The sequence below is a fragment of the Azoarcus indigens genome, assembly GCF_004361735.1.
Classification (GTDB): Bacteria; Pseudomonadota; Gammaproteobacteria; order Burkholderiales; family Rhodocyclaceae; genus Azoarcus; species Azoarcus indigens.
In genome coordinates this window covers 1-26,936 of the sequence record NZ_SNVV01000020.1, presented here as the reverse complement: position 1 = coordinate 26,936, position 26,936 = coordinate 1, and the positions used below count along the sequence as shown (strand labels likewise).

Annotated in this window: 28 protein-coding genes; 4 read left to right on the top strand and 24 right to left on the bottom strand. The window is 67.8% G+C overall.

What is annotated here, in order from left to right; genetic code table 11:
- Window positions 1-24 precede the first annotated feature (24 nt).
- Window positions 25-222 (top strand): DUF2905 family protein, encoded by a 198-nt coding sequence (locus C7389_RS18840; protein WP_133594200.1) that lies wholly within the window; start codon window positions 25-27, stop codon window positions 220-222.
- A 7-nt stretch (window positions 223-229) separates the two neighbouring features.
- Here C7389_RS18840 and C7389_RS18835 read toward each other — a convergent pair whose 3' ends face one another.
- The 4 genes from C7389_RS18835 to C7389_RS18820 all read right to left on the bottom strand — a co-directional run bounded on the left by C7389_RS18835 (window position 230) and on the right by C7389_RS18820 (window position 5,131).
- On the bottom strand, window positions 230-1,471 hold the full coding sequence (locus C7389_RS18835) for a multifunctional CCA addition/repair protein (protein WP_133594199.1): 1,242 nt from the start codon (window positions 1,469-1,471) through the stop codon (window positions 230-232).
- Window positions 1,471-2,115, bottom strand: a complete 645-nt coding sequence (locus C7389_RS18830) for a glutathione S-transferase family protein (protein ID WP_133594198.1) — start codon at window positions 2,113-2,115, stop codon at window positions 1,471-1,473. The genes C7389_RS18835 and C7389_RS18830 overlap by 1 nt, the downstream gene beginning before the upstream one ends.
- Window positions 2,116-2,189: 74 nt before the next feature.
- Window positions 2,190-3,152, bottom strand: coding sequence for a complex I NDUFA9 subunit family protein (locus tag C7389_RS18825; protein WP_133594197.1), 963 nt, complete (start codon window positions 3,150-3,152; stop codon window positions 2,190-2,192).
- Window positions 3,153-3,199: 47 nt separating this feature from the next.
- On the bottom strand, window positions 3,200-5,131 hold the full coding sequence (locus C7389_RS18820) for a lytic transglycosylase domain-containing protein (RefSeq protein WP_133594196.1): 1,932 nt from the start codon (window positions 5,129-5,131) through the stop codon (window positions 3,200-3,202).
- A gap of 39 nt (window positions 5,132-5,170) precedes the next feature.
- Between C7389_RS18820 and C7389_RS18815 the strand changes: the two genes are divergently transcribed.
- Window positions 5,171-5,815 carry a 5-formyltetrahydrofolate cyclo-ligase gene (locus tag C7389_RS18815; RefSeq protein WP_133594195.1) on the top strand — a complete coding sequence of 215 codons (645 nt, stop codon included), beginning with the start codon at window positions 5,171-5,173 and terminating at the stop codon, window positions 5,813-5,815.
- On the opposite strand, the gene C7389_RS18810 is transcribed toward C7389_RS18815, so the two are convergent.
- From C7389_RS18810 to rsxA, 20 genes are all read right to left on the bottom strand, one after another.
- Window positions 5,805-6,488: a substrate-binding periplasmic protein gene (locus C7389_RS18810; RefSeq protein ID WP_246034894.1), complete on the bottom strand. Its 684-nt coding sequence runs from the start codon at window positions 6,486-6,488 to the stop codon at window positions 5,805-5,807. The genes C7389_RS18815 and C7389_RS18810 overlap by 11 nt on opposite strands.
- Before the next feature lie 350 nt (window positions 6,489-6,838).
- On the bottom strand, window positions 6,839-8,359 hold the full coding sequence (gene ilvA / locus C7389_RS18805) for a threonine ammonia-lyase, biosynthetic (protein WP_133594193.1): 1,521 nt from the start codon (window positions 8,357-8,359) through the stop codon (window positions 6,839-6,841).
- A gap of 80 nt (window positions 8,360-8,439) precedes the next feature.
- On the bottom strand, window positions 8,440-9,372 hold the full coding sequence (gene hprK, locus C7389_RS18800; RefSeq protein WP_133594192.1) for an HPr(Ser) kinase/phosphatase: 933 nt from the start codon (window positions 9,370-9,372) through the stop codon (window positions 8,440-8,442).
- Entirely contained in the window at window positions 9,341-9,826 is a 486-nt protein-coding gene (gene ptsN, locus C7389_RS18795; RefSeq protein ID WP_133594191.1) for a PTS IIA-like nitrogen regulatory protein PtsN, read from the bottom strand. Before ptsN ends, hprK begins: the two co-directional genes overlap by 32 nt.
- A 139-nt stretch (window positions 9,827-9,965) precedes the next feature.
- A complete protein-coding gene (gene hpf / locus C7389_RS18790; RefSeq protein WP_133594190.1) occupies window positions 9,966-10,289 on the bottom strand; it encodes a ribosome hibernation-promoting factor, HPF/YfiA family in 324 nt (107 codons plus the stop codon).
- 31 nt (window positions 10,290-10,320) lie between these two features.
- Window positions 10,321-11,766 (bottom strand): RNA polymerase factor sigma-54, encoded by a 1,446-nt coding sequence (locus C7389_RS18785; protein WP_133594189.1) that lies wholly within the window; start codon window positions 11,764-11,766, stop codon window positions 10,321-10,323.
- Window positions 11,767-11,784: 18 nt separating this feature from the next.
- The gene (lptB, locus tag C7389_RS18780) at window positions 11,785-12,507 is read right to left on the bottom strand and encodes an LPS export ABC transporter ATP-binding protein (RefSeq protein WP_133594188.1); all 723 of its coding nucleotides are present in this window, start codon (window positions 12,505-12,507) and stop codon (window positions 11,785-11,787) included.
- Window positions 12,494-12,955 carry a recombination regulator RecX gene (gene recX / locus C7389_RS18775; RefSeq protein WP_133594187.1) on the bottom strand — a complete coding sequence of 154 codons (462 nt, stop codon included), beginning with the start codon at window positions 12,953-12,955 and terminating at the stop codon, window positions 12,494-12,496. The genes lptB and recX overlap by 14 nt, the downstream gene beginning before the upstream one ends.
- A 19-nt stretch (window positions 12,956-12,974) precedes the next feature.
- Entirely contained in the window at window positions 12,975-14,009 is a 1,035-nt protein-coding gene (gene recA / locus C7389_RS18770; RefSeq protein WP_133594186.1) for a recombinase RecA, read from the bottom strand.
- 59 nt (window positions 14,010-14,068) lie between these two features.
- Window positions 14,069-14,563, bottom strand: coding sequence for a CinA family protein (locus tag C7389_RS18765; protein WP_133594185.1), 495 nt, complete (start codon window positions 14,561-14,563; stop codon window positions 14,069-14,071).
- Between the two features lie 10 nt (window positions 14,564-14,573).
- Window positions 14,574-15,053 (bottom strand): phosphatidylglycerophosphatase A family protein, encoded by a 480-nt coding sequence (locus C7389_RS18760; protein ID WP_133594184.1) that lies wholly within the window; start codon window positions 15,051-15,053, stop codon window positions 14,574-14,576.
- Between the two features lie 51 nt (window positions 15,054-15,104).
- Window positions 15,105-16,064, bottom strand: a complete 960-nt coding sequence (gene thiL, locus C7389_RS18755; protein WP_133594183.1) for a thiamine-phosphate kinase — start codon at window positions 16,062-16,064, stop codon at window positions 15,105-15,107.
- 121 nt (window positions 16,065-16,185) lie between these two features.
- Window positions 16,186-17,442, bottom strand: a complete 1,257-nt coding sequence (locus C7389_RS18750; protein WP_133594182.1) for a putative Na+/H+ antiporter — start codon at window positions 17,440-17,442, stop codon at window positions 16,186-16,188.
- A gap of 146 nt (window positions 17,443-17,588) precedes the next feature.
- Window positions 17,589-17,882 (bottom strand): RnfH family protein, encoded by a 294-nt coding sequence (locus C7389_RS18745; protein WP_342773518.1) that lies wholly within the window; start codon window positions 17,880-17,882, stop codon window positions 17,589-17,591.
- Between the two features lie 10 nt (window positions 17,883-17,892).
- Window positions 17,893-18,639: an electron transport complex subunit E gene (locus C7389_RS18740; protein WP_133594181.1), complete on the bottom strand. Its 747-nt coding sequence runs from the start codon at window positions 18,637-18,639 to the stop codon at window positions 17,893-17,895.
- 20 nt (window positions 18,640-18,659) lie between these two features.
- Window positions 18,660-19,298, bottom strand: coding sequence for an electron transport complex subunit RsxG (gene rsxG, locus C7389_RS18735; protein WP_133594180.1), 639 nt, complete (start codon window positions 19,296-19,298; stop codon window positions 18,660-18,662).
- Window positions 19,295-20,368 carry an RnfABCDGE type electron transport complex subunit D gene (locus C7389_RS18730; RefSeq protein WP_133594179.1) on the bottom strand — a complete coding sequence of 358 codons (1,074 nt, stop codon included), beginning with the start codon at window positions 20,366-20,368 and terminating at the stop codon, window positions 19,295-19,297. Before C7389_RS18730 ends, rsxG begins: the two co-directional genes overlap by 4 nt.
- On the bottom strand, window positions 20,365-21,921 hold the full coding sequence (rsxC, locus tag C7389_RS18725) for an electron transport complex subunit RsxC (RefSeq protein WP_133594178.1): 1,557 nt from the start codon (window positions 21,919-21,921) through the stop codon (window positions 20,365-20,367). The genes C7389_RS18730 and rsxC overlap by 4 nt, the downstream gene beginning before the upstream one ends.
- Before the next feature lie 12 nt (window positions 21,922-21,933).
- Entirely contained in the window at window positions 21,934-22,461 is a 528-nt protein-coding gene (locus tag C7389_RS18720; protein ID WP_133594177.1) for an RnfABCDGE type electron transport complex subunit B, read from the bottom strand.
- Between the two features lie 22 nt (window positions 22,462-22,483).
- Window positions 22,484-23,065, bottom strand: coding sequence for an electron transport complex subunit RsxA (rsxA, locus tag C7389_RS18715; protein WP_133594176.1), 582 nt, complete (start codon window positions 23,063-23,065; stop codon window positions 22,484-22,486).
- A 343-nt stretch (window positions 23,066-23,408) separates the two neighbouring features.
- Here rsxA and nifL point away from each other — a divergent pair, with 343 nt between their 5' ends.
- Window positions 23,409-24,974: a nitrogen fixation negative regulator NifL gene (gene nifL / locus C7389_RS18710; RefSeq protein WP_133594175.1), complete on the top strand. Its 1,566-nt coding sequence runs from the start codon at window positions 23,409-23,411 to the stop codon at window positions 24,972-24,974.
- Window positions 24,971-26,524, top strand: a complete 1,554-nt coding sequence (gene nifA, locus C7389_RS18705; RefSeq protein WP_133594174.1) for a nif-specific transcriptional activator NifA — start codon at window positions 24,971-24,973, stop codon at window positions 26,522-26,524. The genes nifL and nifA overlap by 4 nt, the downstream gene beginning before the upstream one ends.
- Window positions 26,525-26,936 lie beyond the last annotated feature (412 nt).

Sequence of the window (26,936 nt, the reverse complement as noted above, 5' to 3'; positions counted from 1 at the left end):
GCGCTTCGTCGCGCGGAGCGGGCAATGCTGAAGTGGGTGGTGGTGATCGTGCTGGTGGTGGTGCTGAGCGGGCTGATCCAGCCGGGGCTGGCGGGCCGCCTGCGGCTGGGCCATCTGCCCGGGGATGTGTCTTTCCGCCTGCGCGGTCGTCATTTCCATTTTCCTTTCACTACCACCCTCCTGCTTTCCTTGCTGGCGGGGGTGTTGCTGCGGGCCTGGTGAGTGCTCATTACCCGCTTGACGCCGGGCTTTGATCCGCGCCGCGGCGCAGGTTCTTCACCGCTTCTACGCGGGCCGCGTGCACCCGCTGCGGGATCTGCGCCTTGTCGGAGCAGGCCCGGGCGATCGCTCCCGCATCCACCGCCCGCACTGCCGCCAGCGCAGCCTGCCAGGCTGCAGCCGGCGCCCAGGGGCCGGCTGCAGCCCCGCCGCGGCCGCGGTGATCGCAGGCGCTGGCGTCCAGCATGGCGTGGAAGCGTTCCGGCCGTCGCAGGGCGTCGCTGCGCTCCAGGATCTTGACGATGGTATCCGGCCGCAGTTCGGCGATGCGCGGTAGTACGCCATGCTCGCGTGCGACCAGCACGGCCAGGTCGCGGCAGTCGGCGGGCGCCTTCAGACGTCCGGAGACGTCGCGGGCCAGCGTGGCGCTGCGGGCTTCGTGGCCGTAGTGATGCGGCAGCACGTCGGCCGGCGTCTCGCCCTTGCCGAGGTCGTGCAGCAGGCAGGCCCAGCGCACCGGCAGCGGCGTATCGGCCGCTGCGGCGACGTCGATGACCATCAGCACATGCTCGCCGGTGTCTATCTCCGGGTGGTACTTCTCCGGCTGGGGGACGCCGAAGAGCTTGTCCAGCTCGGGCAGCAACCGGGCGAGGGCGCCGCAGTCGCGCAGCACCCGGATCATGCGCGAGGGCCGGGCTTCCATCAGGCCACGGGCGAGTTCCTGCCATACCCGTTCCGGCACCAGGTGATCGACCTCGCCGTCGGCCACCATGGACTTCATCAGCGCCAGGGTTTCCGGCGCGACGGTGAAGTCATGGAAGCGGGCGGCGAAGCGGGCGAGTCGCAGGATGCGCACCGGGTCTTCGACGAAGGCAGGGCCGACATGGCGGAACAGTCGCGCCTGGAGATCGGCCTGGCCGCCGTAAGGGTCGATCAACGTGCCGGCTTCGTCGCGGGCGATGGCGTTGATGGTGAGATCGCGGCGCGCCAGGTCCTCTTCCAGCGTGACCTCCGGCGACGCATGGAAGGCGAAGCCGGTGTAGCCGCGGCCTGTCTTGCGTTCGGTGCGGGCGAGGGCGTATTCCTCCTGCGTTTCGGGGTGGAGGAAGACGGGGAAGTCCTTGCCCACCGGGCGGAAGCCGTGGGCCAGCATCTCCTCCGGCGTGGCGCCCACCACCACCCAGTCGCGGTCCTTCACCGGCAGGCCGAGCAGGGCGTCGCGTACCGCGCCGCCGACGATGTAGCTGCGCATCAACCGTACAGGTCCTCGGAGGGCAGGGTTTCGCTTTCCTGCCGCGCGGCTTCCGCCCAGGCTTTCATATGCGGATTGGCCAGCATGGTGGCGAGGTAGGCGCCGGCCTGGCCTTCCGGCTTCACGCCATAGGTGGCGAAGCGGAAGCAGATGGGCGCGTACATGGCGTCGGCGATCGAGAAGGCGCCGAACAGGTAGGGACCGGCGGCGCCAAAGCGGCTGCGGCAGTCGTTCCAGAGGGCGGTGATGCGGGCGATGTCGGCCTCCACTTCCGGGCTGCGGCCGTGGCCGGCGTAGTCCTTGCGGATATTCATCGGCATCTTGCTGCGCAGGGGTACGAAGCCGGAGTGCATCTCGGCGCTGACCGCGCGCGCCACCGCGCGCGCGGCGCGGTCTGCGGGCCATAGGGCAGGGTTCTGCTCCGCCAGGTACTCGTTGATGGCCATCGAGTCCCAGACCGCCAGGCCGTGGTCGATCAGGCAGGGCACCTTGGCCGAGGGCGAGTGCGCCAGGATGCGCTCGCGGCTGCCGGGGATGAACAGCGGGATGCGGATCTCCTCGAAAGTGAATCCGCCTTCGCGGGCGGTGAGCCAGGCGCGCAAGGACCAGGACGAGTAGTTCTTGTTGCCGATGATGAGCTTCATCTCGGGGCTTCCACGGTGAGTGCAGGGTGGCCGAACCTTAGCATCGGCGGCCACCCCCGGGCTACCCGGGCGTCTTAGCCCCGGTTGTGACGCAGGCCGCGCCGATAGCGGTCGTAATGACCGCGGCTGTTGCCGCCGGCCAGCCATGCCGGGGCGAGCGCTTCCAGCGAGCGGGGCGCGAGGCCGAAGGGCAACGGGTCTCCGCTGGCGACGTTGTCCACCTTCATGGAGCGGACGTTGTCGCGGCTCATCAAGGGCTGGGGCGCGAGCTCCATCAGTGCTGCCTGCGCCATGGCGAGGCCATCTGGCAAGGGGATGACCGGGCGTGGCGCATCCACCAGCCGCGAAACGTACTCGACCAGCTCCCGCAGCGTATAGACGGTGGGCCCGGCCACTTCATAGGTCTGGCCGTCGACCTGGTCTTCACTCAGGCAGCGCCAGATCACCTCGGCGACGTCTTCCACGTAGACCGGTTGGAAACGGGCCTGGGCGCCCGCCAGCGGCAGCAGTGGGAAGCGGCGGGCGAGCTGGGCGAAGAGGTTGAGGAAGCGGTCGTTGCGGCCGAACACCACCGAGGGGCGCAGGATGGTCCAGCTCAGCCCCGGCGGGGCCGCGCGTAGCGCCTCCTCGCCGGCGGCCTTGGAGCGCAGGTACTCGGAGGGGCCGTCGGCGCTGGCCCCCAGCGCGCTGATGTGCACCAGCCGGCGTACGCCGGCCTGCGCGGCGGCCGCGACGATCTTGCGCGGCAGTTCCACGTGCGCCTTGGCGAAATCCGCGCCGTAGGGAGAGCCGCTGCGGGAGTGCAGGATGCCGACCAGGTTCACCACCGCTTCCGCGCCGGCGAACAGCCGAAGCAGCGTTGCTGGGTCGTGCACATCGGCGGGAATCAGGTCCACCGTGGGCAGCAGTGCCAGCGGCGACGCGGTACGGGCTTGCCGGGTGGGGACCAGCAGGTCCAGCGCAGCGGCGGTGAGGCGGTTGGCGGTTGCGGCGCCGATGAAGCCGGTGCCGCCGACGAGGACGACGCGTCTGTTCATGACGAGCTCCTGTGGGCGGAAGGAAAAGGGCTGCCCTGCCCGCGGTATTACTGCGCGGTCGGGCGGGGGGCGATGACACCCAGGCGTGTCTTCAGCGATTGCGGCCGGCCTTCCAGCATGGCCGCGTAGATCACGGTGTTGGCCATCACCTTCTTCACATAATCGCGGGTTTCGTCGAAGGGAATGGTTTCGGTATAGATGGCGCCTTCCATCGGCTGGCCGTCGCGCCAGCGCTTGGCGCGGCTGGGGCCGGCGTTGTAGCCGGCACTGGCCAGCACCGGGTGGTTGTCCAGATCCTCCAGGATCAGACGCATGTAGCTGGTGCCGAGGCGGACGTTGGTGTTGGGCTCGGACAGCATGGTCGGGCTGTAGCCGGTCATGCCGATCTTGCCGGCCACCCACTTGCCGGTAGCCGGCATCACCTGCATCAGGCCCTGGGCGCCGGAACTGGAGCGGGCCGGTACCACGAAGCGGCTTTCCTGCCGCATCAGACCATACACCCAGCTGATGTCCAGACCTTGGTTGAGGACCTGCGGTTCGATCAGCTGGCGGTAGGGCGTGAGGAAGCGCAGGTCGAAGTTGCTGCGCGGGTCGGCGCGCTCGGCGGTATTGATGGCGCGGTCATAGATGTCGTTCTTCAGCGCCAGCCGGGCCGCGGCGAGGATGAAGCCGTCCTCCTGGTTGCGCAGTGCCCAGTTCCACTCGCGGGTGCCTTCTGTGCGCATGTCGATGCGGAACAGTGCCAGCGCCCGGCGCAGGCTGGGATCTTCCTCGGCCTGGCGCAGTTGCTCCGGCGTGATGTTGCCGCTGCGTACCGGCGGTGCGAACAGCTGGCCGCGTTCTTCGGCGGCGAGGATGCCGTAGAAATGCGGCTCGCCGGCGATGCGGGCGTACAGCGCATCCGCCTCAGCCTCACGCCCGCGGGCGGCCAGCGCGCGACCGCGCCAGTAGAGCCACTCGGGGTCAGTCTGCTCATTCACCGGCAGTTGGGCGATGGCCTCTTCCACCGCCGCCCAGTTGCCTGCCCGCAAGGCACTGCGTACTCGCCAGGCGCGTTGTTCGGCGCTCAGCGGCGTGCTGCCGGCGGCGCGGTACCAGGCCGGCGCTTCCGGCAATTGGCCGAGGGCGGCGCGCAGGGCGAGGTTGGCCCAGGCGTAGCCGCGCTCCTCGGCGTCCAGCCTGTCCTGGATGCGGACCAGGCGGCCTTCGGCGGCACGCACGTCCTCCCGTGCCAGGCGCACCAGTGCGGCCAGTGCCAGCTCCCGGCCGGCGCGGTTAACGGCGAAGTTGGGCGGCAGGCGGTCCAGGTACTGGGCGGGGCTGCGGATGGCCTGGTCGAAGGCAGCCGGGTTGGGCGCGGTGCCCGCCGGCAGCCAGGCCAGCGTCAGTTTGGCATTGGCCGGATTGCGGCCTTCCACCTGGCGGCGGATGCGCCACCACACATCTTCCGGCCCGACCTGACCGGCGGTGACGGTGGCGAGCAGCACCGGTTCGCAGGCGCTGTGGCTCTCCACCAGGTCCAGCCATTGCAGTGCGACTTCGGCGAGGGCGCTGCGGTCGCCGGTCATCATGCGGCCGGTCCAGCCCAGGCAGCGCAACTCCTGGTCAGGCGCGAGGATGTCCGGGTAGAGCTGGACCACGCCGCGCCAGTCGCCGTCCTTGGCGAGCCGGCGCACCCAGTCCCCGCGCAGGCGGTCGGCCAGCATGCTGCCGGCCTGTTCGACGAGGAATTCGGAGAGTTCGGTTGCCGGCGGGGGCTCGGGGCGCGCCAGCTTGTTGAACAGCAGCCAGTAGCGCACATAGGGTTCGAGTACATGGCCATCGCGTTGACCGGCGAGGCGTTCCAGGGTGTTGCGGTCTCCGGCACGCACTGCCTCACGGGCGGCGATGATGCGGCTGTCGTCCACTTGCCCGATCGCACAGCCCGACAGTGCCAGCAACAACGCTGCCACCACCCCTCCCCACAAACCCTTTTTCATCCCTTACCATCCTTCGTTCTGCACTGCCGACCTTACCACATGACTGCCGCCCCGTTCCCGCCGCCCAAGGACGTAGATGCGCTCCGCCGTCACCTGCGCGAGCACGCCCTGGCGGCGCGGGAGGCCCTGGCGGCGAGGCTGCGCGCCGAACTCACCGCCAGCATCGAGATGCACCTGGACGGACTGCTTGCGCGGCTGGCGCCGGACAGCCTGGCCTACTGCTGGCCGTACCGGGCGGAGCCGGATCTGCGGGGCTGGGTCGGACGCTGGCTGGCGGCGGATGCCCGGCGGCGGGCATCGCTGCCCGTGGTCCTGGACAAAGCAACGCCGCTGACGTTCCGCAGGTGGACACCGGATTGCGCGATGGTGCCGGACCGCCACGGCATCCCGGTGCCGGCGGAGGGTGAGGAACTGGAGCCAGCGGTGCTGCTGGTGCCGCTCAACGCTTTCGATGCGGCGGGCTACCGGCTGGGCTACGGCGGCGGCTACTTCGATCGCACGCTGGCGCAGAGGAAGGTGACGGCGATCGGCGTCGGCTTCGAGCTGGGGCGGGTCGAGTCGGTGCTTCCCCTGGCGCACGACCTGCCGATGGACTGGCTGGTGACCGAGGCGGGCGCTTTTCCTCGTCGCCAGTCGGCCCGCGCAGTGCGACCGGCGCCGGCCGCTCGACCGCTCAGCGAGTGACGGCGATGGGTTCCAGGCCGTGGCGCCGGGCGGCCTCCTGCAACCGGCCGTCGCGCTTCACCGCGGCAATGAAGGCATCCACCCGCTTCTGCCAGCGCTCGTCGCCGGGCGCCAGCGCCCAGGCGTAGGGCGTGACATGGTAGGTGCCCGAGGGCGAAACCAGTCGCGCCCACTTGGCCGTAGTGAGCATCCAGCGACTGTAGGGGTAGTCGGTCATGAAGACATCGGCGCGGCCGGCCTCGACTTCTTGCTCGCGGGCGTGGGGAGAGGAGAGCACCGAGAGCCTGGCATGACGCAGTTTGTCCCGCATCACCATCTCATGCAGCGTGCCGCGGGCAACCGCAACGGTGACCCCTGGCTGGTCGATATCGTCCCAGTTGCGGATGCGCTGGTTGTTCTGGGTGGTGATGGCGTAGATGTCGCTAGCCAGATGCGGCGCGGTGAAACGCAGCTTCTCCGCGCGCTGATTGGTGATGCCGATGGCGAAGGCGGCAACGTCGCAGCGGTTGCCGAGCACGTCCTGGATCAGCCGGGAAAAGCTGCTGTCGACGAACACCACCTCCGCCTCCAGTTCCTTCCCCAGTTCCTTGACCAGGTCTACATCCAGGCCGACGAGCTCCCGGCTGCCGGGCGCTCGATAGGAAATGCCGTAGTAGTCCGGCCAGATGCACACGCGCAGCTTGTGCTCGGCCGTAATGCGGTCGAGTCGGCTGGGAGTCGCATCGTTCGCTATGGCGTTCGCGAGAGAGAACGCACATAGAAAGTACGGAAGCAGGCGGGCAAGGCGGAGCATGGCTTAGCCTGGAAGTAATACGAAACCCTGCGTTCGCTGACCTTGGACAAGAATCAAACGCAACTGCAAAGACAGGGCTCTGGATCTCGGGAAGGCGAATTCGTCGCAACTTTTGCCGTTCTAATACAAACGGCTTAGTTATTCAACCGCTCCCCCGACGCTTGGCAGCGCGCGCCGGGCGTTCTTTGGCAGATTGCCGCAGAACGCCCTTCGATGCCAAGCGAATTTGCTCAGGATAGGAAGAGCTTGTAGGCCGGGCTATCCGTCTCCGCGCTGTACTCATAGCCCAGGCGCTGTAGGAACTCCTCGAAGGCCTGCTTATCCGAGGGCGGGACCTGCATGCCGACCAGCACGCGGCCGAAGTCGGCGCCGTGGTTGCGGTAGTGGAACAGGCTGATGTTCCAGTCCGAGCGCAGATTGGTGAGGAAATTCATCAGCGCGCCCGGCCGCTCGGGGAAAGTGAAGCGGTACAGCAGTTCGTTGTCCGCCTGCGGCGAGCGGCCGCCGACCATGTAGCGGACGTGGGACTTGGCCATTTCGTCGTCGGTGAGGTCTATCGCGTGCAGGTCGTGCTCGGCCAGCGTGGCGACGAGCTGGGTGACCTCTTCGCGAGCATTGACGGTGACGCCGACGAAGATATGGGCACGCTGCGGATCGGCGTAGCGGTAGTTGAATTCGGTAATGTTGCGGTTGCCCAGCGTGCCGATGAAGCGGCGGAAGGAGCCGGGTTGTTCCGGGATGGTGACCGCCAGCACCGCCTCGCGCTGCTCGCCGACCTCAGCCCGCTCGGCGACAAAGCGCAGCCGGTCGAAATTCATGTTGGCGCCGGAGGCGACCGCCACCAGACTGCGATCCACCAACTGGTGGCGCTTGGCGTATTCCTTGGCGCCCGCCAGCGCGAGGGCGCCGGAGGGCTCCAGGATGGAGCGGGTGTCCTCGAAGACATCCTTGATGGCGGCGCAGATGGCGTCGTTGTCCACCAGGATCATCTCGTCCACGTATTGCTGGCACAGGCGGAAGGTTTCCTCACCGACCTGCTTTACCGCGGTGCCGTCGGCGAACAGGCCGACCTGTTCCAGTGCCACCCGCTGGCCGCAAGCGAGCGAGCGGGTCATGGCGTCCGCGTCTATCGTCTCCACCCCGATCACCCGGGTTTCCGGGCGAAGGCGCTTGACGTAGGCGGCGATACCGGAGATCAGCCCGCCGCCGCCGACCGCACAGAAGATGGCGTGGATGGGCTTGGGATGAGCGCGCAGGATCTCGACAGCAATGGTGCCCTGGCCGGCGATCACGTCCGGATCGTCGTAGGGGTGCACGAAGGTGAGCTTCTCCGCCTTTTCCAGCTCCAGCGCATGGGCGTAGGCGTCGGAATACGACTCGCCGGCCAGCACGACTTCGCCGCCACGGGTGCGTACCGCGTCGATCTTGATCTGCGGCGTGGTACTGGGCATGACGATGACCGCACGGGCGCCCAGGCGTTGGGCCGACAAGGCCACGCCCTGGGCATGGTTGCCGGCGGAGGCACAGATCACGCCGCGCTGCAGGGCCGCCGGCGACAGCTTGGCCATCTTGTTGTAGGCCCCGCGCAGCTTGAAGCTGAACACCGGCTGCATGTCCTCGCGCTTGAGGTAGATGCGGTTGCGCATCCGGGCGGAAAGATTGGCGGCGAGGTCTAGCGGAGTCTCTTCGGCGACGTCGTATACCTGGGCGTTGAGGATACGCTCCAGGTAGTCCGGGCTGGCGGCGGTCATGATGGGCTTTCGGCGGCAAAGAGAACGAGGTTAGCAGCCGAGCCGCCGCCGCGGCAAGCCAGCCGGTCACGCCTGTGGTGTTACTGCTCGCCGGCGAGCAGGCGGGCCTGGCGATCGATGAAATCCTGGGTGGAATCGATGCCGCGTAGCTGCAGGATGGTGGAGCGTACCGCCGCCTCCAGCAGCACCGCGAGGTTGCGGCCGGCGGCAACGGGCAGCACCACACGGGGAATGCGCACGCCGAGGATGTCCTGGCCTTCCTGCTGCACCGGCAGGCGGGAGGGGTCGTCCTGCCCCGGCTGGCGCCTTTCCAGGTGGCACACCAGGCGCAGACGCATTTTCCGCCGGCAGGCGGTCTCGCCGAAGATGGTGCGGATGTTGAGGATGCCGAGGCCGCGGACTTCAATGAAGTCCTGCAGCAGTTCCGGGCAACGGCCTTCCAGCACGGTGGGGGCGATGCGGGAGAACTCGACGATGTCGTCCGCCACTAGGCCATGGCCGCGGGAGATCAGCTCCAGCGCCAGTTCGGATTTGCCCGCACCGGAGTTGCCGGTGATGAACACGCCGAGGCCGAGGACATCCATGAACACGCCATGCAGCGACAACTTGTCGGCCAGTTGGCGCGACAGGTAGAGGCGCAACTGGTCGATGACGCTGGCGGCCGGATGGGTGGTGGTGAACAGCGCGACGTTGGCTCCTTCGCAGACGCTGCGCACCATCGCCGGCAGTTCGCAGCCGTCTGCAAGGATGATCGCCGGCGGGCGGGCGGAGAGGATGTCACCCAGGTGGTGGGCGACCTTTTCCCGCGACTGCCGTCGGGCCCAGGCCAGTTCGGCATTGCCCAGCACCTGCAGGCGGGTGGGGTGGATCAGGTTGAGATGGCCGACCAGATCGGCGGGCCAGATTCTTTCCTCGGTGACCGAGAGGACAGCGTCGAGATTGCCGCTGACGTAGCTCAGCTGCAGGCGTTCGCGATGATCCTCATACAGCCGCGCGACGTTCGTCTGCCGCATCGGAGCCCCAGTTGGCGAACAGTGAGTGGATGGCCGTGGCATCCGGCGCGCCCAGCAGGGCTTCGCGGAAGCTGCGATCGCTGAACATCTGCGCCAGTTCGGAGAGCAACTGGAGGTGGGTCTCGTTGGCCTGCTCGGGCACCAGCAGGACGAATAGCAGATTGACCGGGCGGCCGTCAGGCGCATCGAACTGGACCGGATTGGCCAGCCGCAGGAAGGCGCCACAGGCGTCTTTCAAACCCTTGATGCGACCATGCGGAATCGCGATGCCCTGGCCCAGCCCGGTGGAGCCCAGGCGTTCGCGCGAGAACAGGCTGTCGAACACCGTGCTGCGGGCAATGCCCTGGTTGTTCTCGAACAGCAGGCCGGCTTGTTCGAACACCCGCTTCTTGCTGCTGGCGTCGAGGTCTACCACCACGTTCGAAATCGGGAGGAGTTGGGCGATCAGGCTCATGCGCTGGGGAGCTTGCGGCGCGGCGCCGGTACCGCAGGCGCCGCGGGAAGCGGTCTGTAGGTCCGGGGCGCGGTGCAGGCGTCTCTTGAAAACGCGCGAATTATAACCACACCCTAGACCTAAAGCCCTAAGGAAAAGCTCACGCTTCCGGGCTTTGATGCTTCAGCGCTTCACGGTCGTGATCGGCGCTCTTCTGCTTGTGCTTCAGGATCTGGCGATCGAGCTTGTCGATCATCCCGTCGATGGCGGCGTACAGGTCGGACTCCTCGCTTTCCACGAAAAGATCCTTGCCGCGTACATGCACCGTCACTTCCGCCTTCTGCTTCAGCTTCTCCACGGAGAGGATCACGCTGACGCTGGTGACGTTGTCGAAGTGGCGGATCACCTTGTCCAGCTTGGTGGTCACGTATTCGCGGATGCTTTGCGTGACTTCGACGTGATGCCCGGTGATGTTCAAGTTCATGATGACTCCTCTTCTTATTGCAGATCGTTCTTCAGATCGTTTTGCGCAGGCTGACCGGCGGGATATTGAGCGATTCGCGGTACTTGGCGATGGTCCGCCGTGCGACGACGATACCCTGCTGGCCCAACAACTCGGCAATCTTGGCGTCGGACAGGGGCTTCTTTCTGTCTTCGGCGTCCACCAGCTGGCGGATCAGCGCACGGATCGCTGTGGAGGACGCCGCTCCGCCGGTATCGGTGGCGACGTGACTGCCGAAGAAATACTTCAGTTCGAACACACCGCGCGGCGTGGCCATGAACTTCTGCGTGGTTACACGCGAGACGGTGGATTCGTGAAGCTCGAGCTGGTCTGCGATCTCCCGGAGCGTGAGTGGCCGCATTGCCACCTCCCCATGATCGAAGAACTGCCTTTGCTGGTCAACGATGGCCTGGGAGACGCGCAGGATGGTGTCGAAGCGCTGCTGCACGTTCTTGATCAGCCATCGGGCTTCCTGCAGCTGGCTGGACAGGCCGCCGCCCTGGCCGCGGTTCTGCTGCAGGATGCTCGCATAGAGCTGGTTGATGCGCAGGCGCGGCATCGCCTCCGGGTTGAGGCTCACCGTCCACCTGCCGCGCAGCTTGCGCACCACTACGTCCGGCAGCACGTAGCGGGTTTCCTCGGTGGAATGGCGGGCGCCGGGGTGCGGGTCCAGGCTGCAGATCAGCGCATGGGCGGCGCGCAGGCCGTCGTCGTCACAGCCGGTGAGCTTCTTCAGGCGGACGAAGTTGCGCTCGGCTAGCAGCTCCAGGTGTTCGTCCACGATCTGGCGGGCGAGGTCGCGGGTCGCGCCGGGCGGCATCGCCCGCAGCTGCAGGCTGAGGCATTCCCGAGGCGTGCGCGCGCCGATGCCGGCCGGCTCCAGGTTCTGCACGTGGCACAGGGCGATGGTGAGGTCGTCCAGTTCGACCTCCAGTTCCGGCGGCAGCAGTTCCAGCAGCTCTTCCAGCTCCTGGTGGAGATAGCCGTCGTCGTCCAGCGCCTCGATCAGGAAGCGCACCAGCGCGCGGTCGCGGTCGGACAGCGGTGAGAGCGCCACTTGCTGGTCCAGATGGTCGCGCAGCGAGGTCCCGGCAGCCTGGAATTCCTGGAAGTCGACGTCATCGTCATCGTCCCGGTTGCCGCTTCCGCTGCCCCCGGAGCCGGACCAGTCCATGCCTTCCTCGAAGCTGGCGGGTTCGGATTCGGCGCGGCTTTCGCCTTCGGGGGCGCTCTCGTTGCTTTCCGAGCTGCTGGTGGAGGTGGTGCTGGTCGTGCCTGGCGCCGGTGAGAAGTCCGGCCCGTCGTTTTCCTCGCGCTCCAGCATCGGGTTCTCGAGCAGGAAGCGTTCGATTTCCTGGTTCAGTTCCAGCGTGGATAGCTGCAGCAGCTTGATCGATTGCTGCAGCTGGGGCGTGAGCGTCAGGTGCTGCGAGAGCTTGAGCTGGAGTGTGGGCTTCATGGCTGGCGCGTCGGCGGATCAGAGGCGGAAGTGTTCGCCGAGGTAGACCTGGCGGACCTTCTCGTTGTCGATGATCTCGGCGGGGCGACCGCTGGCGAGGACGCGGCCCTCGCTGATGATGTAGGCGCGGTCGCAGATGCCGAGGGTTTCGCGCACGTTGTGGTCGGTGATGAGCACGCCTATGCCTCGCTCCTTCAGAAAGCGGATGGTCTTCTGGATGTCCAGCACCGCGATCGGGTCGACGCCGGCGAAGGGCTCGTCCAGCAGGATCAGCCGCGGGTCGGTGGCCAGTGCGCGGGCGATCTCGCAGCGGCGGCGCTCGCCGCCGGACAGGGAGACCGCGGTGTTGTCCCGCAGATGTGCGATGCCCAGTTCTTCCAGCAGTTCCTCCAGCCGCTCGGCGATGCGTTCGCTGCCCAGGCCTTGCAGTTCCAGCACGGCGCGGATGTTCTCCGCCACGGTGAGCTTGCGGAACACGCTCATTTCCTGCGGCAGGTAGGAGAGGCCGAGGCGGGCGCGCTCGTGGATGGGCAGGTGGGTAAGGCGGGCGGTGTCGAGGGAGATCTCGCCGCCGTCGGCGCGGACGAGGCCGACGATCATGTAGAAGCAGGTGGTCTTGCCGGCGCCATTGGGGCCGAGCAGGCCGACGACCTCGCCGGAGCCGACTTCGAAGCCGACGTCGTGCACCACGGTGCGGGCCTTGTAGCGTTTCTGCAGCCCGGAGACTTTAAGCAGGCTCATCGTGGTTTTCTTTCAGCAGTTTGCGGATGACTTCGGTGGAGAAACCGCGGCCGTGCAGGAAGCGCGCCTGCCTGGCCCATTCGCGGGCGTCCGCTGGCGTACAGGAGAAGCGCCCGCGCCAGAGGGCTCGGGCGCGCTCCAGCTCGGTGCCGCCCTCTTCGGCCGGACATTCGGCGGCGAGGGCTTCCTCTATGGTGTCGCGGTCCAGCCCGCGGCGGGCCAGTTCGCTGCGCAGCCGGGTGGCGCCGTAGCGCGCCGCTTTTGCGCGCACCCAGGCTTCGGCGTAGCGCCGGTCGGACTGCAGGTCGAGCTCGGTCATGCGGTCCAGCACGGCCTCCACCTCCTCGGCCGGGCCGTGGGCGGCCAGCTTGCGCGCCAGTTCGGCACGGGAGTGATCCCGCCGTGCCAGGAGCCGGATCGCGCGTTCGCGCAGGCTGGGCTCGCCCATGGCCGAAGGACGCGCCGGATCAGGCTTCCGCGGCGGTGGGTTGTTCGCCCGCCGCCGGCAGATCCTTCAGTCCGAGCGCGCCGCGCACCTTGTTCTCGATCTCGCGGGCCAGCGCCGGGTTGTTGCGCAGGAACTCGCGGGCGTTGTCCTTGCCCTGGCCGATCTTGTCGCCGTTGTAGGCATACCAGGCACCGGACTTGTCCACGATCTTCTGGTCCACGCCGAGGTCGATGATCTCGCCTTCGCGCGACACGCCTTCCCCGTACAGGATGTCGAAGTGGGCTTCCTTGAACGGCGGGGAGACCTTGTTCTTGACGACCTTGACGCGGGTTTCGGAGCCGACCACCTCGTCACCCTTCTTGATGGTGCCGGTGCGGCGGATGTCCATGCGCACCGAGGCGTAGAACTTGAGCGCGTTGCCGCCGGTGGTGGTTTCCGGGTTGCCGAACATCACGCCGATCTTCATCCGGATCTGGTTGATGAAGATGACCAGGGTATTGGTGCGCTTGATGTTGGCGGTGAGTTTGCGCAGCGCCTGGCTCATCAGGCGGGCCTGCAGGCCGGGGAGTTGGTCGCCCATCTCGCCTTCGATTTCGGCCTTGGGCGTCAGCGCCGCGACCGAGTCGATGACGACGATGTCCACGCCGCCGGAACGCACCAGCATGTCGGCGATTTCCAGCGCCTGTTCGCCGGTGTCCGGCTGCGAGATCAGCAGGTCGGTGATGTTCACGCCCAGCTTCTCGGCGTAGCCCACGTCCAGCGCGTGCTCGGCGTCGATGAAGGCGGCGGTGCCGCCCAGCTTCTGCATTTCGGCAATGACTTGCAGCGTCAGCGTGGTCTTGCCGGAAGATTCCGGGCCGTAGATTTCGACCACGCGGCCGCGCGGCAGGCCGCCGAGGCCGAGGGCGATGTCGAGGCCCAGCGAGCCGGTGGAGACGGTCTGGATGTCCTTCTCGACGTTGCCGTCGCCCATCCGCATGATCGAGCCCTTGCCGAACTGCTTCTCGATCTGCGAGAGCGCGGCGGCAAGCGCCTTGGCCTTGTTGTCGTCCATGAGCTGTCCTTCCTGAGTGAAGCGGCGATTATGGCACAGAGATTGCAGGGTTGTTGCCGTTATGGCGTGGTCCGGGCGAGGCGGATCACCTCTTGCAAAGCATGGATCACCGTGCTCCGCCGCACCGCTTCGCGGTCTCCGGCGAACAGCCGGGTTTCGGCCCGGCTGCGGCCGTCCGCACAGGCCCAGGCGAAGCAGACGGTGCCCACCGGCTTGCCTGGCGTGGCGCCGCCGGGGCCGGCGATGCCGGATACCGCGACGGTGACGGCGGCGCTGCTGCGGAGGAGGGCGCCGGCGGCCATTTCCCGCACGGTGGTCTCGCTGACCGCGCCCATGCTCTGCAGCGTGACGGCGGCGACGCCCAGCATGTCCTGCTTGGCGGCGTTGGAATAAGTGACGAAGCCGCGGTCGAACCAGCCGGAGCTGCCGGCGGTGGCGGTGACTACCTCGGCGATCCAGCCGCCGGTGCAGGATTCGGCGGCGGCAAGCATCCAGCCGCGTTGGGCCAGCGCCTCGCCGACGTCTCGGGAGAGGGCGTGGAGTTCCTTGTCCATCGTTCGCTCCTCAGCCGAAGAAATGCACCAGCACCGCCAGCACCAGAACGGTGTAGCCGGCGGCGAAGAGGTCGTCCAGCATCACGCCGAAGCCGCCCTTGAAGCTGCGGTCCGCCCAGCGCACGGGTGGTGGCTTGACGATGTCGAAGAAGCGGAAGAGCGCCACCGCCACCGCCTGCCACAGCAGCGTCTTGGGCGCGAACAGCAGCACCAGCCAGGTAGCGACCATCTCGTCCCAGACGATGGCGCCGTGGTCCGGCACGCCCAGCGCGCGGCCGGTGCGGTCGGCGGCAATGATGCCGGCGACGAACAGGCTGGCGAGCAGGGCGAGGAAGACGAACTCCGACACCGGCGTGCGCAGCAGCGGGTACAGCAGCCAGGCCAGCAGGGTGCCGAAGGTGCCGGGCGCCTTGGGGGCGAGGCCGGAGCCGAAGCCCAGCGAGATGAAGTGGGCGGGGTGGCTGAACAGCAGGCGGACGGTGGGGCGCATCTGGGCTCGCGATGGAATTGTTGTTTGGGAGGCGGCGGGCGCGCGGCCGGCTCAGGCGAAGTGGTCGTAGCCGCCGAGCAGCGGCGGGATGAAGCGGCCGTCGCTCTCGCGCAGCAGCAGTTCGCCCGGTGTGGCCGTTGTTGTGCCGATGCGGCTGAGCGGCAGGGCGAGATGTTCCGCCACGGCGGCGATGGCGTCGCGCTGCGCCGGCGGCGCGGTGAACAGCAGTTCATAGTCGTCGCCTCCGGCCAGCACGCAGCGGCGGGCGAGCACCGGGTCGATGCCGTGCTGCGTCAGCGGTGGCAGCGGCAGGGCGTCCAGTTCCACCTGCGCGCCGACGTCGGAGCGCTCCAGGATGTGGCCGAGATCGCCCAGCAGGCCGTCGGAGACGTCCAGCATCGCGCTGGCGAGGCCGCGCAGCGCCAGCCCGAGCTCGACGCGTGGCACGGGCCGGTGCAGCGCGGCCAGGCAGCGGTCGCGGAGACTGCCCGGCAAGGCCAGCTGGCCGCGCAGTTCGGCGAGGCCGAGGGCGGCGAGGCCGGGCTGGCCGGAGATCCAGATGTCGTCACCCGGCGTCGCGCCGGCGCGGGTGATGGCGTCACCAACCGGCAGTTCGCCGGCGATGGTGACGCTGAGTGTCAGTGGGCCGCGGGTGGTGTCGCCGCCGACGAGGTCTACGCCGTAGCGCATTGCACAGGCGAAGAAGCCATCGGCGAAGGCCGCCAGCCAGTCCTCGTCGGCCGCTGGCAGCGCCAGCGCCAGCGTCGCCCAGCGCGGCTCGGCGCCCATGGCGGCGAGGTCGGAGACATTGACTGCCAGCGTCTTCCATCCCAGCGCGTTGGCATCGGTATCCGGGAAGAAGTGGGTACCCGCCACCAGCATGTCGGTGGAGACCGCCAACTGCATGCCCGCACGCGGCCGCAGCAGCGCGGCATCGTCGCCGACTGCGAGGTCGGTGTGCACCGCGGCGCGGGTGAAATGGCGGCGTATCAGGTCGAATTCTGAAGGCATCGATTGTTGCCACGCGGATGGGCTGGCTCCCTGGAAGCACGGAGCTTACCGCAGCGGCGGCGTGGCAATGGCGGTCCGCGATGGAATGCGGACCGCCGCGGCGGCCGGGCGGCCTCCGGTGTTACAGCAGCTGGAAGGCGAGGATGGCCACTAGCGTGGGGGGGACCGCGGCCACGAACAGGCCGAGCGGATTGACCGCGCCTTCGTCGAAATGGCCGCGCAGGATGGACATGCCGGCCGGGTTGGGGGCGTTGGCGATCACCGTGAGGCCGCCGCCAGTGACGGCGCCGGCCACGACCGCGTACTTGAATTCCTCGGTGAGGCCCTCGACCAGCGAGGCGAGGTAGGTGAGCGCCGCGTTGTCGGTGATGGCGGTCAGTGCGGTGGCGCCGAAGTAGACGGTAGTGGCGTCCATGCTGCCCAGCACCGGCTGCAGCCACCACGCCTGCTGGCCGCCGAGCACGACCAGGCCGGCGAGGAAGAAGGCGACCATCAGCCCTTCGCGCAGGATCAGGCGTTCCTGGAACTGCGGGTAGGCGGTGGCCAGGCCCATGAACAGCAGGAAGACGCCGAGGAAGACTGGCGGATGGTGGGCGAAGCTGACGATGAGAAAGAGCAGGAAGAGGTGGCAGCCCACCATCACGGGTGGCACTTCGCCGCGCTGCGAAGCGGTGTCCAGCGACAGCGCCAGCAACTCGCGGCGGAAGATCAGCGTGGCCACCGCAGCGTTGATGATGACCGCGAGGGCGGACTTCCAGCCGAAGTGCGCCAGCATGTAGAAGGAGTCCCAGTTCCAGGTGGTGGCCACCATCAGTACCGGCGGCGCGGCGAAGCTCGTCAGCGTGCCGCCGATGGAGACATTGACGAACAGCGTGCCCAGGGTGACATACATGAGGCGCTGGGAGAGCCCGCGGCTGTAGTAAAGCTCGCGCAGCATCAGCGCCGCCAGCGTCATCGCCGCCGGCTCGGTGATGAAGGAGCCCAGCAGCGGCACCACCGCGACGATGGTGAAGTACACCGCGACCGACTCCGGCAGCGGCACGAAGCGCGCGATCATCCGCACCAGCGTGGAGGCGAACTGCATCACCGGCTTGCTGGCGGCCACCACCATGATGGCGAACACGAACATCGGCTCGGTGTAGTTGCGGCTGTCCAGGTATTCGACCGCCGGGTCCTTGCCGGCGCTGACGCCGATGAAGACGATCAGGACGATGGCCCAGAAGCCGAACACGGCCTCGACCTCGCCCAGCAGGTGCCACAGGCCGGCATGCGCCGGCCGGGTGTGGGCGAGGTGCTCGAAGAACTTGGTGGAGAAGGTGTGGAGGATGGCGATGGCGAAGAGGATGGCGCCCGCCAGTTGAATCGTCGTTGGAGTCATGCCGTGAGGGTCAGCGAGTGGGAGGGGCGCTGCCCTGGCAGCGCACGGGGGAAAGCGCGATCGAGCTGGCGGCCGGAAGCGCACGGCAGCCGCGGTTGCGGTGCGGCGCCGGCGGGGCATGGGCGTGCCCCGCCGGCGCGGTGGGATCAATCCTCGTCTTCGTCGTCCTCGGCGCCGCCGCGGCGCGGCACCTTGGTCGGATCGCAGGTGATGGGGCGGTAGATCTCGACCCGGTCGCCGGGGCGCAGGGGCGAATCCAGCTTGCTGACCTTGCCGAAGATGCCGACCTTCTGGTTCTCCAGGTCGATCTGGGGGAAGGTCTGCAGGATGCCGGAGAGCTCGATCGCCTCTTTGAGGGTGGCATTCTCCGGCACGTCTATCCGCAGCCAGACGGTCTGGGCGACATCGGCGTAAGCCACGCCTACACGCATGGTGCTCATCTGCTTCTCCTCAGGCGTGGGCGCCGTCGGGCAGCGGCGCCTGCGCGGCGGCGGCCCGCTTGGCGGCGCGTTGCTCGATCACCCGGTGGCCGGCGATCAGGAAGGCGATGACGAAGAAGGCGCCCGGCGGCAGGATCATCATCAGGAAGCCCTTGTAGTCGTGGATCAGCGTGACCTCCAGGACATGGAAGGCCGGGCCGAACATCTGGCTGGCGCCGGCGAACAGGGTGCCGCTGCCGAGGATTTCGCGGATGCCGCCGAGCACCACCAGCGTCAGGGTGAAGCCCAGACCCATGGCAAAGCCATCGACTGCGCCGGCGGTCACCGGATTCTTGCAGGCGAAGGCCTCGGCGCGACCGAGGATGGCGCAGTTCACCACGATCAGCGCGATGAACAGGCCCAGCACCTGGTAGAGCTCGTACATCCAGGCGTTCATGCTCATGTCGATCAGCGTGACCAAGCTGGCGATCAGGGCGACGAAGACCGGGATGCGGACGTTGGGGCTGACCAGGTTGCGGATGGAGGCGATCAGCATGTTGGACAGCACCAGCACGGCGGTGGTCGCCAGGCCCATGCCCAGGCCGTTGGTGGCGTTGCCGGTAACGGCCAGCGTCGGGCACAAGCCTATCATCTGCGCCAGCACCGGGTTGTTGGACCACAGCCCGTCCTTCATCAGCGCCCCATAGTTGGGGCCGGCGGGCGGCGTGGGTTTGGCCGGCACGCTGTCGGCGGCGGCGGAGGCGCAGGCTTCGCTCATGGTGGATACCTCGGACTGGCTCAGGATTGGGGGGCGGCGGAGGCGGCAGGCTCGCCCAGCATGGTGGCCTGCTGCGCGGCGTAGAGGTCGAGGCCGCGCTTCACCGCGTTCACCACCGCGCGCGGGGTGATGGTGGCGCCGGCGAACTGGTCGAAGATGCCGCCGTCCTTCTTCACCGCCCATTGGGCGGGGGCCGGGTTGTCCAGCGAGCGGCCGTTGAAGGACAACACCCAGGGAGTCTTGACGATCTCGATCTTGTCGCCCAGGCCGGGGGTTTCGGTGTGGCCGGTGACGCGCACGCCGGTGAGGCGGCCGCCGCGGTCCACGCCCATCACCAGCTTGATGGTGCCGGAGTAACCCTTGTTCTCCATGCCAAACACCACGCCCGTCACCACGCCGGCCTTGCGGGCGCGGTACACGGTGACCGTGCGTCCGTTGGTGTCCTTCACGGCAACCGTGTCCGCCATCAGGTCGTTGTCGAAACTGTTCCTGGGCAGCACCTCCGCCAGCGCGGCCTGGGTCTTGCGGGCCTGGGCTTCGGCGATGCGCGGGCCGGTTGCCTGGGAGGCGATGGCCAGGGCCGCACCGGTGACCGTCGCCACGAAGGCGAGCGAAGCGCCCTGATACCAGAGCGTGTCGAATTGTTTGGCGATATTCATCGGGCGCGGGCCTTGACGGTTTCGGCGGGGTTCAGGGAGCGACCGTCACGCTTGCGGCCGAAGATGCGCGGCCGGGTGTATTGGTCGATCAGCGGCGCGGTGGCATTCATCAGCATGATGGCGAAGGCGATGCCTTCCGGGTATGCGCCCCAGGTACGGATGATCCAGGTCAGCAGGCCGCAGCCCAGGCCGAAGATCCACTGGCCCAGCGGCGTGCTGGCCGAGGTCACATAGTCGGTGGCGATGAAGAAGGCGGCCAGCATCACGCCGCCGGACAGCAGGTGGGCGACCGGGCCCAGGTAGTGATCCGGCGCCACCGCGCTGGCGATCGCTGCCGGCACGACGACGCCGGCGAGGAAGGCCAGCGGAATGCGCAGCCCGATCACGCCCTTGATCACCAGGAAAATGCCGCCGGCGAGCAGCAGCAGCGCGCTGGTTTCGCCCAGGCTGCCCTGGCGTTCGCCCATGCCGAAGGCGGTGGCGGAGTAATGGCCGGGCAGGGACTGGTCCAGCAGCACACCCTTGGTGGCTTCGGCCTTGATGTGGCCGAGCAGGGAGGCGCTGCTCATGGCGTCGGGCGCGCCGGCGCCGAAGGTGATGGCGAGGGCGTCCAGTGCGCCGGGCAGCGCATCCGGCGTGGGCAGCAGCCACTGCGTCATCTCCACCGGAAAGGAGATCAGCAGCATCACCCGCGCAGCCATGGCCGGGTTGAACAGGTTCTGGCCCAGGCCGCCGAACAGGTGCTTGGTGATGGCGACCGCGAACACCCCGCCGACCACGCCTATCCACCACGGCGCCCAAGGCGGCAGCGACATCGCCAGCAGCCAGCCGGTGAGCACGGCGGAGCCGTCGAACACCGCCTTCCCGGCGGAGAGGCCGCGCAGCCGCACGCACAGCACTTCGGTGGCCACACAGGCCAGGATGGTGACCAGCCACAGGTAGACCGAGGGCCAGCCGAAGCGCCAGAAGCCAGCCAGCGTGGCCGGCACCAGCGCGATCAGGACCAGCCCCATCACGTTGCCGACGGAGCGGGCGCCGATGGCATGGGGAGACGAGAGTACGGTGTTCATGTGGTGCTTTCCTCTTGCTTGGCGGCTTCCTGCGCAGCCTTCTTGGCGGCCGCCTTGGCTGCGGCTTCGGCCTTGGCGCGTTCGCGCTCGGCCTTGCGGGCGGCGGCGGCCTCGGCCTTCTCGCGCGCCTCGCGCTCCATGCGTGCGCTGCGCTCCTCGGCGAGCTGCTTGATCGCGTCCTGGCGCAGCTTGCCTTTGTCCTGGCTGGCCAGTTCGCCCTTGGCGTAGTTGAAGTAGTGCACCAGCGGAATGTGGGAGGGGCACACATAGGAACAGGTGCCACAGGCGATGCAGTCCTTGAGGCCGATGTCCACCGAGGCCTTGAGGTCGCCGGAGCGGATCAGCGCCGCCATGTCCAGCGGCATCAGGCCGATGGGGCAGGCGCCGACGCAGGAGGCGCAGCGTATGCAGGGGCCCGCGTCGGCGCCGTCGGCGGTCTCTTCCTCGCGCAGCGCCAGCAAGCCGCCGCTGCCCTTGATGATGGGCACCGCCAGGTTGCTGACGGACAGGCCCATCATCGGGCCGCCCATGACCCAGCGGGCGACCTCGCCGGTGGTGCCGCCGCAGAAGTCCACCAGCGCCGACAGCGGCGTGCCGATGCGCACCTCCAGGTTGCGCGGCGTGCGGATGGCGCCGCCGGAAACGGTGACGATGCGGCGGGTGAGCGGCTCGCCGAAGCGCAGGGCGCGATGGATGGCCGCCGCGGTGCCGACGTTGTGCACCACCACGCCGATATCCGCCGCGCGGCCGTCCGCCGGCACCTCCTGGCCCGTCAGCCAGTTGATGAGCTGCTTCTCGGAGCCCATCGGATAGCGGCTGGGAACGGCCACCACCTGCACCTCTGCATGGCTTGCCGCGGCGGCCGCAAGGGCGTCTATCGCTTCGGGTTTGTTGTTCTCCACGCCGATCAGCACGCGCTCCCCGCCGATGGCGCGCAGGATGATGCGGGCGCCGTCGATCACCTCCGCGGCCCGCTCGCGCATCAGGCGGTCGTCGCAGGACAGGTAGGGCTCGCATTCGCCGCCATTCAGGATCAGCGTGGGGATGGGCTTCTTCTGCCCGAGCGCGAGCTTGACGGCGGAGGGGAAGGTGGCGCCGCCCATGCCGACGATGCCGGCCGCGGACACGCGGCGGGCGATCTCGGCCGGCTCCAGCGTCCATGGGTCGGCGCCCTCGGTTTCCAGCGCCTCGTCCTTGCCGTCCACGTCCAGCAGGATGGCCGGCCCGGTGAGGCCGGAGGGATGAGGCACCGGCACTTCGGCGATGCCAGCGATGGTGCCGGAGGTCGGCGCATGGATGGGCGCCGAGATGGGGCCGGCGGCTTCGGCGATCATCTGGCCGCGCAGCACGCGGTCGCCAGCGGCGACGATGGGCCGCGCCGGCGCGCCGATGTGCTGCATCAGCGGCAAGGTGAGCCGCGGCGGCAGCGGCAGCACGGCGATCTCGGTGCCGGCGGCCGGATGCTTGCGGCCGTCGGGATGCACGCCCCAGCGCCGCAGCAGGCGGCCCAGGCGGGAGGCGGCGGACAGGGGGATCTGGTCAGGCGAGCCCATGATGTGAGTTCCTCAGGCGGTTGCGGGCTTGGGCCAGACCCAGCTCTGCAGGGTGACGGGCACGGGAGCCAGGCTGATGGCGCCGGTGGGGCAGACGCCCTCGCATTTGGCGCAGCCGGTGCAGGCATCGCGGATGACCGAATGAACCTGTTTGACCGCGCCGAGGATGGCGTCGGTGGGGCAGGACTTGTAGCACTTGGTACAGCCGATGCAGATCTCCTCCTGCACGCCGGCGATGGTCGGCAGGCTCTCCGCCATGCTGGAGGTGTCGATGCTGATGCCCAGCTTCGCTGCCAGCGCTTCGGCCAGGGCCTTGCCGCCCGGCGGGCAGCAGGTGACTGGCGCCTCGCCGGCGGCGATGGCGTTGGCCGCGCCGGAGCAGCCGGGGAAGCCGCACTGGCCGCATTGCGAGCCGGGCATCATGGCCTCGATCTCGGCGACGACGCTGTCGGGTTCGACATAGAAGCGCCGTGCGGCCACGCCGAGGGCAACGCCGCAGAAGGCCCCGATCAGGGCGACGCTGGTGACCGCGATCAACATGGGGTTCTCCTTTCCTGTCGGGTCAGTGATTGGTCAGGCCGGCGAAACCCATGAAGGCGAGCGACAACAGACCGGCGGTGACGAAGCTGATGGGCGCGCCGGCAAAGCTGGCGGGCACGCGGGTGAGTGCCAGGCGCTCGCGCAGGCCGGCGAAGAGGATCATCACCATGGTGAAGCCGAGCGCGGAGCCGAAGCCGTAGAGCACGCTGCGCACGAAGCCGGCCCCTTCGCCGGCGTTGAGCAGCGCAATGCCCAACACAGCGCAGTTGGTGGTGATCAGCGGCAGGTAGATGCCCAGCACCTTGTAGAGGTCGGGTGCGCTTTTCTTTATCACCATTTCCACGAACTGCACGGTGGCAGCGATCACCAGAATGAAGGCGAGGATGCGCAGGTAGCCGAAGTCGTAGGGCACCAGCAGCAAGTGCTCCAGCAGCCAGGTGAGCGCACAGGCCAGCGTCAGCACGAAGGTGGTGGCCAGGCCCATGCCGATGGCACTGTCCACCTTCTTGGAGACGCCCATGAAGGGACAGAGCCCGAGGAATTTCACCAGCACCACGTTGTTGACCAGGGCGGTCCCCAGCAACAGCATCAACCACTCGCTCATTTCGGTATCTCCAGTGCCGTTTCCGGCTATTGGAATCGCTCATTGCAGAACGCATGCCACGCCCCGGAAGCGCTGCAAGCTGCTGATTGGAAAGTATTGTTGCGGCGCGACGCGGGTGTTCGGCTGTGTCGAGTGCTTCAGCCTTTCCGGAATTGTCGCAATGCCGACAAATGTCGAGCCTGCGAGCGTTTACACCCTGTTTACATGAGGTCGAGCGGAGAACCCGGGTGAGGGGGCCGGCCCGATGGCGGGGATGCGACGGCGCACCGGGAAGGTGCGCCCGATTGTCGTGTTTGGCACAACGCTTGCTAGGGTATGGGTGCCCGCATAGCACGAGATCATCATGTCCGCATCCGCCCAGATACCGGTCGTTTTCGCCGACGCGGTATTCCATTACGCGGTCGAGCAATCGGCGATCGCCATTTCGATCACCGACGCCAACGCCAAGATCCTGTATGTGAATCCGGCCTTCTGTGCGATTACCGGCTATGCCGCCGAAGAAGTCGTCGGGCAGAGGCAGTCCCTGCTGTCTTACAAGTCCACGCCGAAGGCGGTCTACCAGGAGTTGTGGGGTGCGCTGAAGGCGGGTGGTTCCTGGACGGGCCGGCTGCTCAACCGCCGGCGCGACGGTACGCCCTACGTCGCCGAATTGACGGTGACACCGCTGAAGACGCCGGACGCGGAGGAGGAAGACGGCCTGCGCCTCAACTACCTCGGCATGCACTGGGATGCCACCGAGGAGCACCGCCTGTCGCAGCAACTCACCAACCACAAGCAGCTCATCGAGTCGGTGATCTCGGTGGCGCCGGTGGCGGTAGCGCTGCTGGACGTGGAAGGCCATGTGGTGCTGGATAACCCGGCCTACAAACGCATCGTTGCCGAGATGAAGGTGGACGAGCCCGCGCATGCGGTGATGGACGCGCTGCGCCAGAGCCTGGGCGAGGCTTTCGATCACGCCTACGCCCACCGCCGCGCGCTGCTGAACCACGAACTGCGCTTCGACCGCGTTGGCGGCGAGCCGCGCTGGTACTCCTGTTCGCTGTCCTGGTTCGAAGAGCGCCACACCAGCCCGGACGCCTTCTATGGCGGTGGCTGCTCCGACTACCTGCTGCTGGTGATGCACGACATCAGTGCATCCAAGCGCCAGCAGGAGGCATTACGCCTCGCCGCGATGCGCGCCATGCTGTCCGAGGGCGAACTCAACCAGAGCCTGCGGGAGGCGCTGTCCGGCGCCATCTTCCAGTTGCAGGGGCCGGTGAACCTGATTGCCGCCGCCGCCAACCTGCAGCGCCGCCGCATCGGCAGCGGCGGCAGCGATCCGCTGGCGCGTGCCCTGTCCGACGCCCAGCGCGCCGGCGAGCACGCCATCGAGACCTTGCAGGCGGCAATGCCGCCAGAACCGGAGGCGCCCTCCGGCCCGGTCAATCTCAACGAGGTGCTGCGCGATGTGCTGATGCTGGAGACCGACGCCCTGCTGTCGGCCGGCGTCACGGTGGACTGGCACCCGGCGCATGTGCTGCCCTCCATCCAGGGCGATCCCACCGCACTGCGCACCCTGTTCCGCCAACTGGTGACCAACTCGGTGGAGGCGATGAACGTGCGCGGCTGGAGCGAGCGCGCCATCAGCCTCGGCACCTCGGTGCAGGACGGGCAGGTCGAGGTCGAGGTGGTGGATACCGGCCCCGGCATTCCGGAAGAGCTGCGGCTGAAGGTGTTCGAACCCTTCTTCTCCACCAAGCAGGTGCGCGCGGCCGGCCGCGGCGTTGGCCTGTCGCTGGCGCAGGAGATCGTCAGCCGCCACCGTGGTGTGCTGGAGATCGACCCCCACCACACCGGTGGCTGCCGCCTGCGGGTCAGTTTCCCGCCCAGCCGCAGCCTGTCCGCGTCCGAGATGGAGGCCCACGGATGAGTACTGAGGATCATCCCGAGCAAACCGATGCGCGGGCGGCCTGGCTGGAGTCGGCACTGGAGGCGCTGTACCGCGTCAGCCGGGTGCTGTCGCGCTCGCTGGAGTTGCGCGAAACGCTGTCCGAAGTGCTGCGGGTGCTGGATGAGGAGTGCGGCTTCAACCGTGCCCTGGTCACCCTGTCGGAAGCCGACGGCGAGTCGATGGCGATCTCCGCCCTGCACGGTGTCGATGCGCCCTACAACCCGGACATCCGCTGGCGTGCCGGCGAAGGCGTGATCGGCAGCGTGTTGCAGCGCTCCCGCCCGCTGCTGCTGGAGCGGCTGGCGGACGACAGCAACTACCTGTCGCGACGCGGGTTGTTCGATGGCGAGGCACCTTTCATCGGCGTACCCATACGCGCCGGCCACGAAACCGTGGGCGTGCTGGCGCTGCAGCCACCGCAGGCGGCGCGCGACCGCCTGGAGGACGACGCCCACTTCGCCGAGATGGTGGCCAACCTCGTCGGCCAGACCGTTCGGCTCTCCTGTCAGGTGCGGCAGGAACGCCGCGACATTGCAGAAGAACGCGACAACCTCCGCCGCACCGTGCGCAACCGTTTCGGCTTCGACAACATCGTCGGCCACACGGTGCGCATGCGCCAGGTGTTCGAGCAAGTGCGCCAAGTGGCGAAGTGGAACACCACTGTGCTGGTGCGCGGCGAGACCGGCACCGGCAAGGAGCTTATCGCCCAGGCCATCCACTACAACTCGCCGCGCGCGGCCGGCCCTTTCGTCAAGCTCAACTGTGCGGCGCTGCCGGAGAACCTGCTCGAATCCGAACTGTTCGGCCACGAGAAGGGCGCCTTCACCGGCGCGCTCACCCAGCGCAAAGGCCGCTTCGAGATGGCGGATTCCGGCACCCTGTTCCTGGACGAGATCGGCGAGATCTCGCCGTCCTTCCAGGCCAAATTGCTGCGGGTATTGCAGGAGGGGGAACTGGAGCGGGTGGGCGGCGCGCGCACGCTGAAGGTGGACGTGCGGGTGATCGCCGCCACCAACCGCGACCTGGAACTGGAAGTGGAAGCCGGCAAGTTCCGCGAGGATCTGTATTACCGCCTCAACGTCATGCCCATCATGCTGCCGGCGCTGCGCGAGCGGGTGGAAGACATTCCCGAAATCGCCCGCTTCCTCGTGGACAAGGTGGCGCAGATGCAGGGCAGGCCGCTGTCCATCACCGACAGCGCGCTGCGCATCCTGCTGCACCACGCCTGGCCGGGCAATGTGCGCGAACTGGAAAACTGCATAGAGCGCGCCGCGGTGATGAGCGAGGACGGCACCATAGACCGCGACCTCATCCTCATCTCCGGCATCGAGGAACGGGTTTCGCCGCTGCGCGGCGGTGGCGGCACGGTGGACCTGGACGATCCCGGCCTCGATGAGCGCGAGCGTGTCATTGCCGCGCTGGAGCAGGCTGGCTGGGTGCAGGCCAAGGCCGCGCGCCTGTTGGGCATGACGCCGCGCCAGATCGCCTACCGCATCCAGACGCTCAACATCAAGGTGCGCCAGATCTGATCCTGCCCTCCTGAGGCGCCCACGGGCGTCTGTTGCCGCCCCGCCCCCACAGGCCGGTCCTCCCCAGGGCCGGCCTGTGTCATTTCACCCCCTCAGGGGCATGCATCTTCCCTTCCGCGATTTCCCGCGCTGGCGTCCGGGAAGAAGGCGCCTGCCCCGCTCAGGCCCTGGACTGGATTAGGGTAAACACAGCCGAAAGCCCCGGATCAAAGATGGTAATTTGGCCGGCCCTTCGAATTTGCTGCAGGAGCACATCGGCTTCTGTCCAGCCATTTCGTAAAACCTCTTTCTTGTTTTTATTGAGTTTTGGAGGGCCTCCTCGATGCCATTGTTGCTAGGAGTCGCGTCGGAGACGCTCGCAGGCGAACGCCGCCTGCCGGTGGTGCCGGACGTGCTGAAGAAATACCAGAGC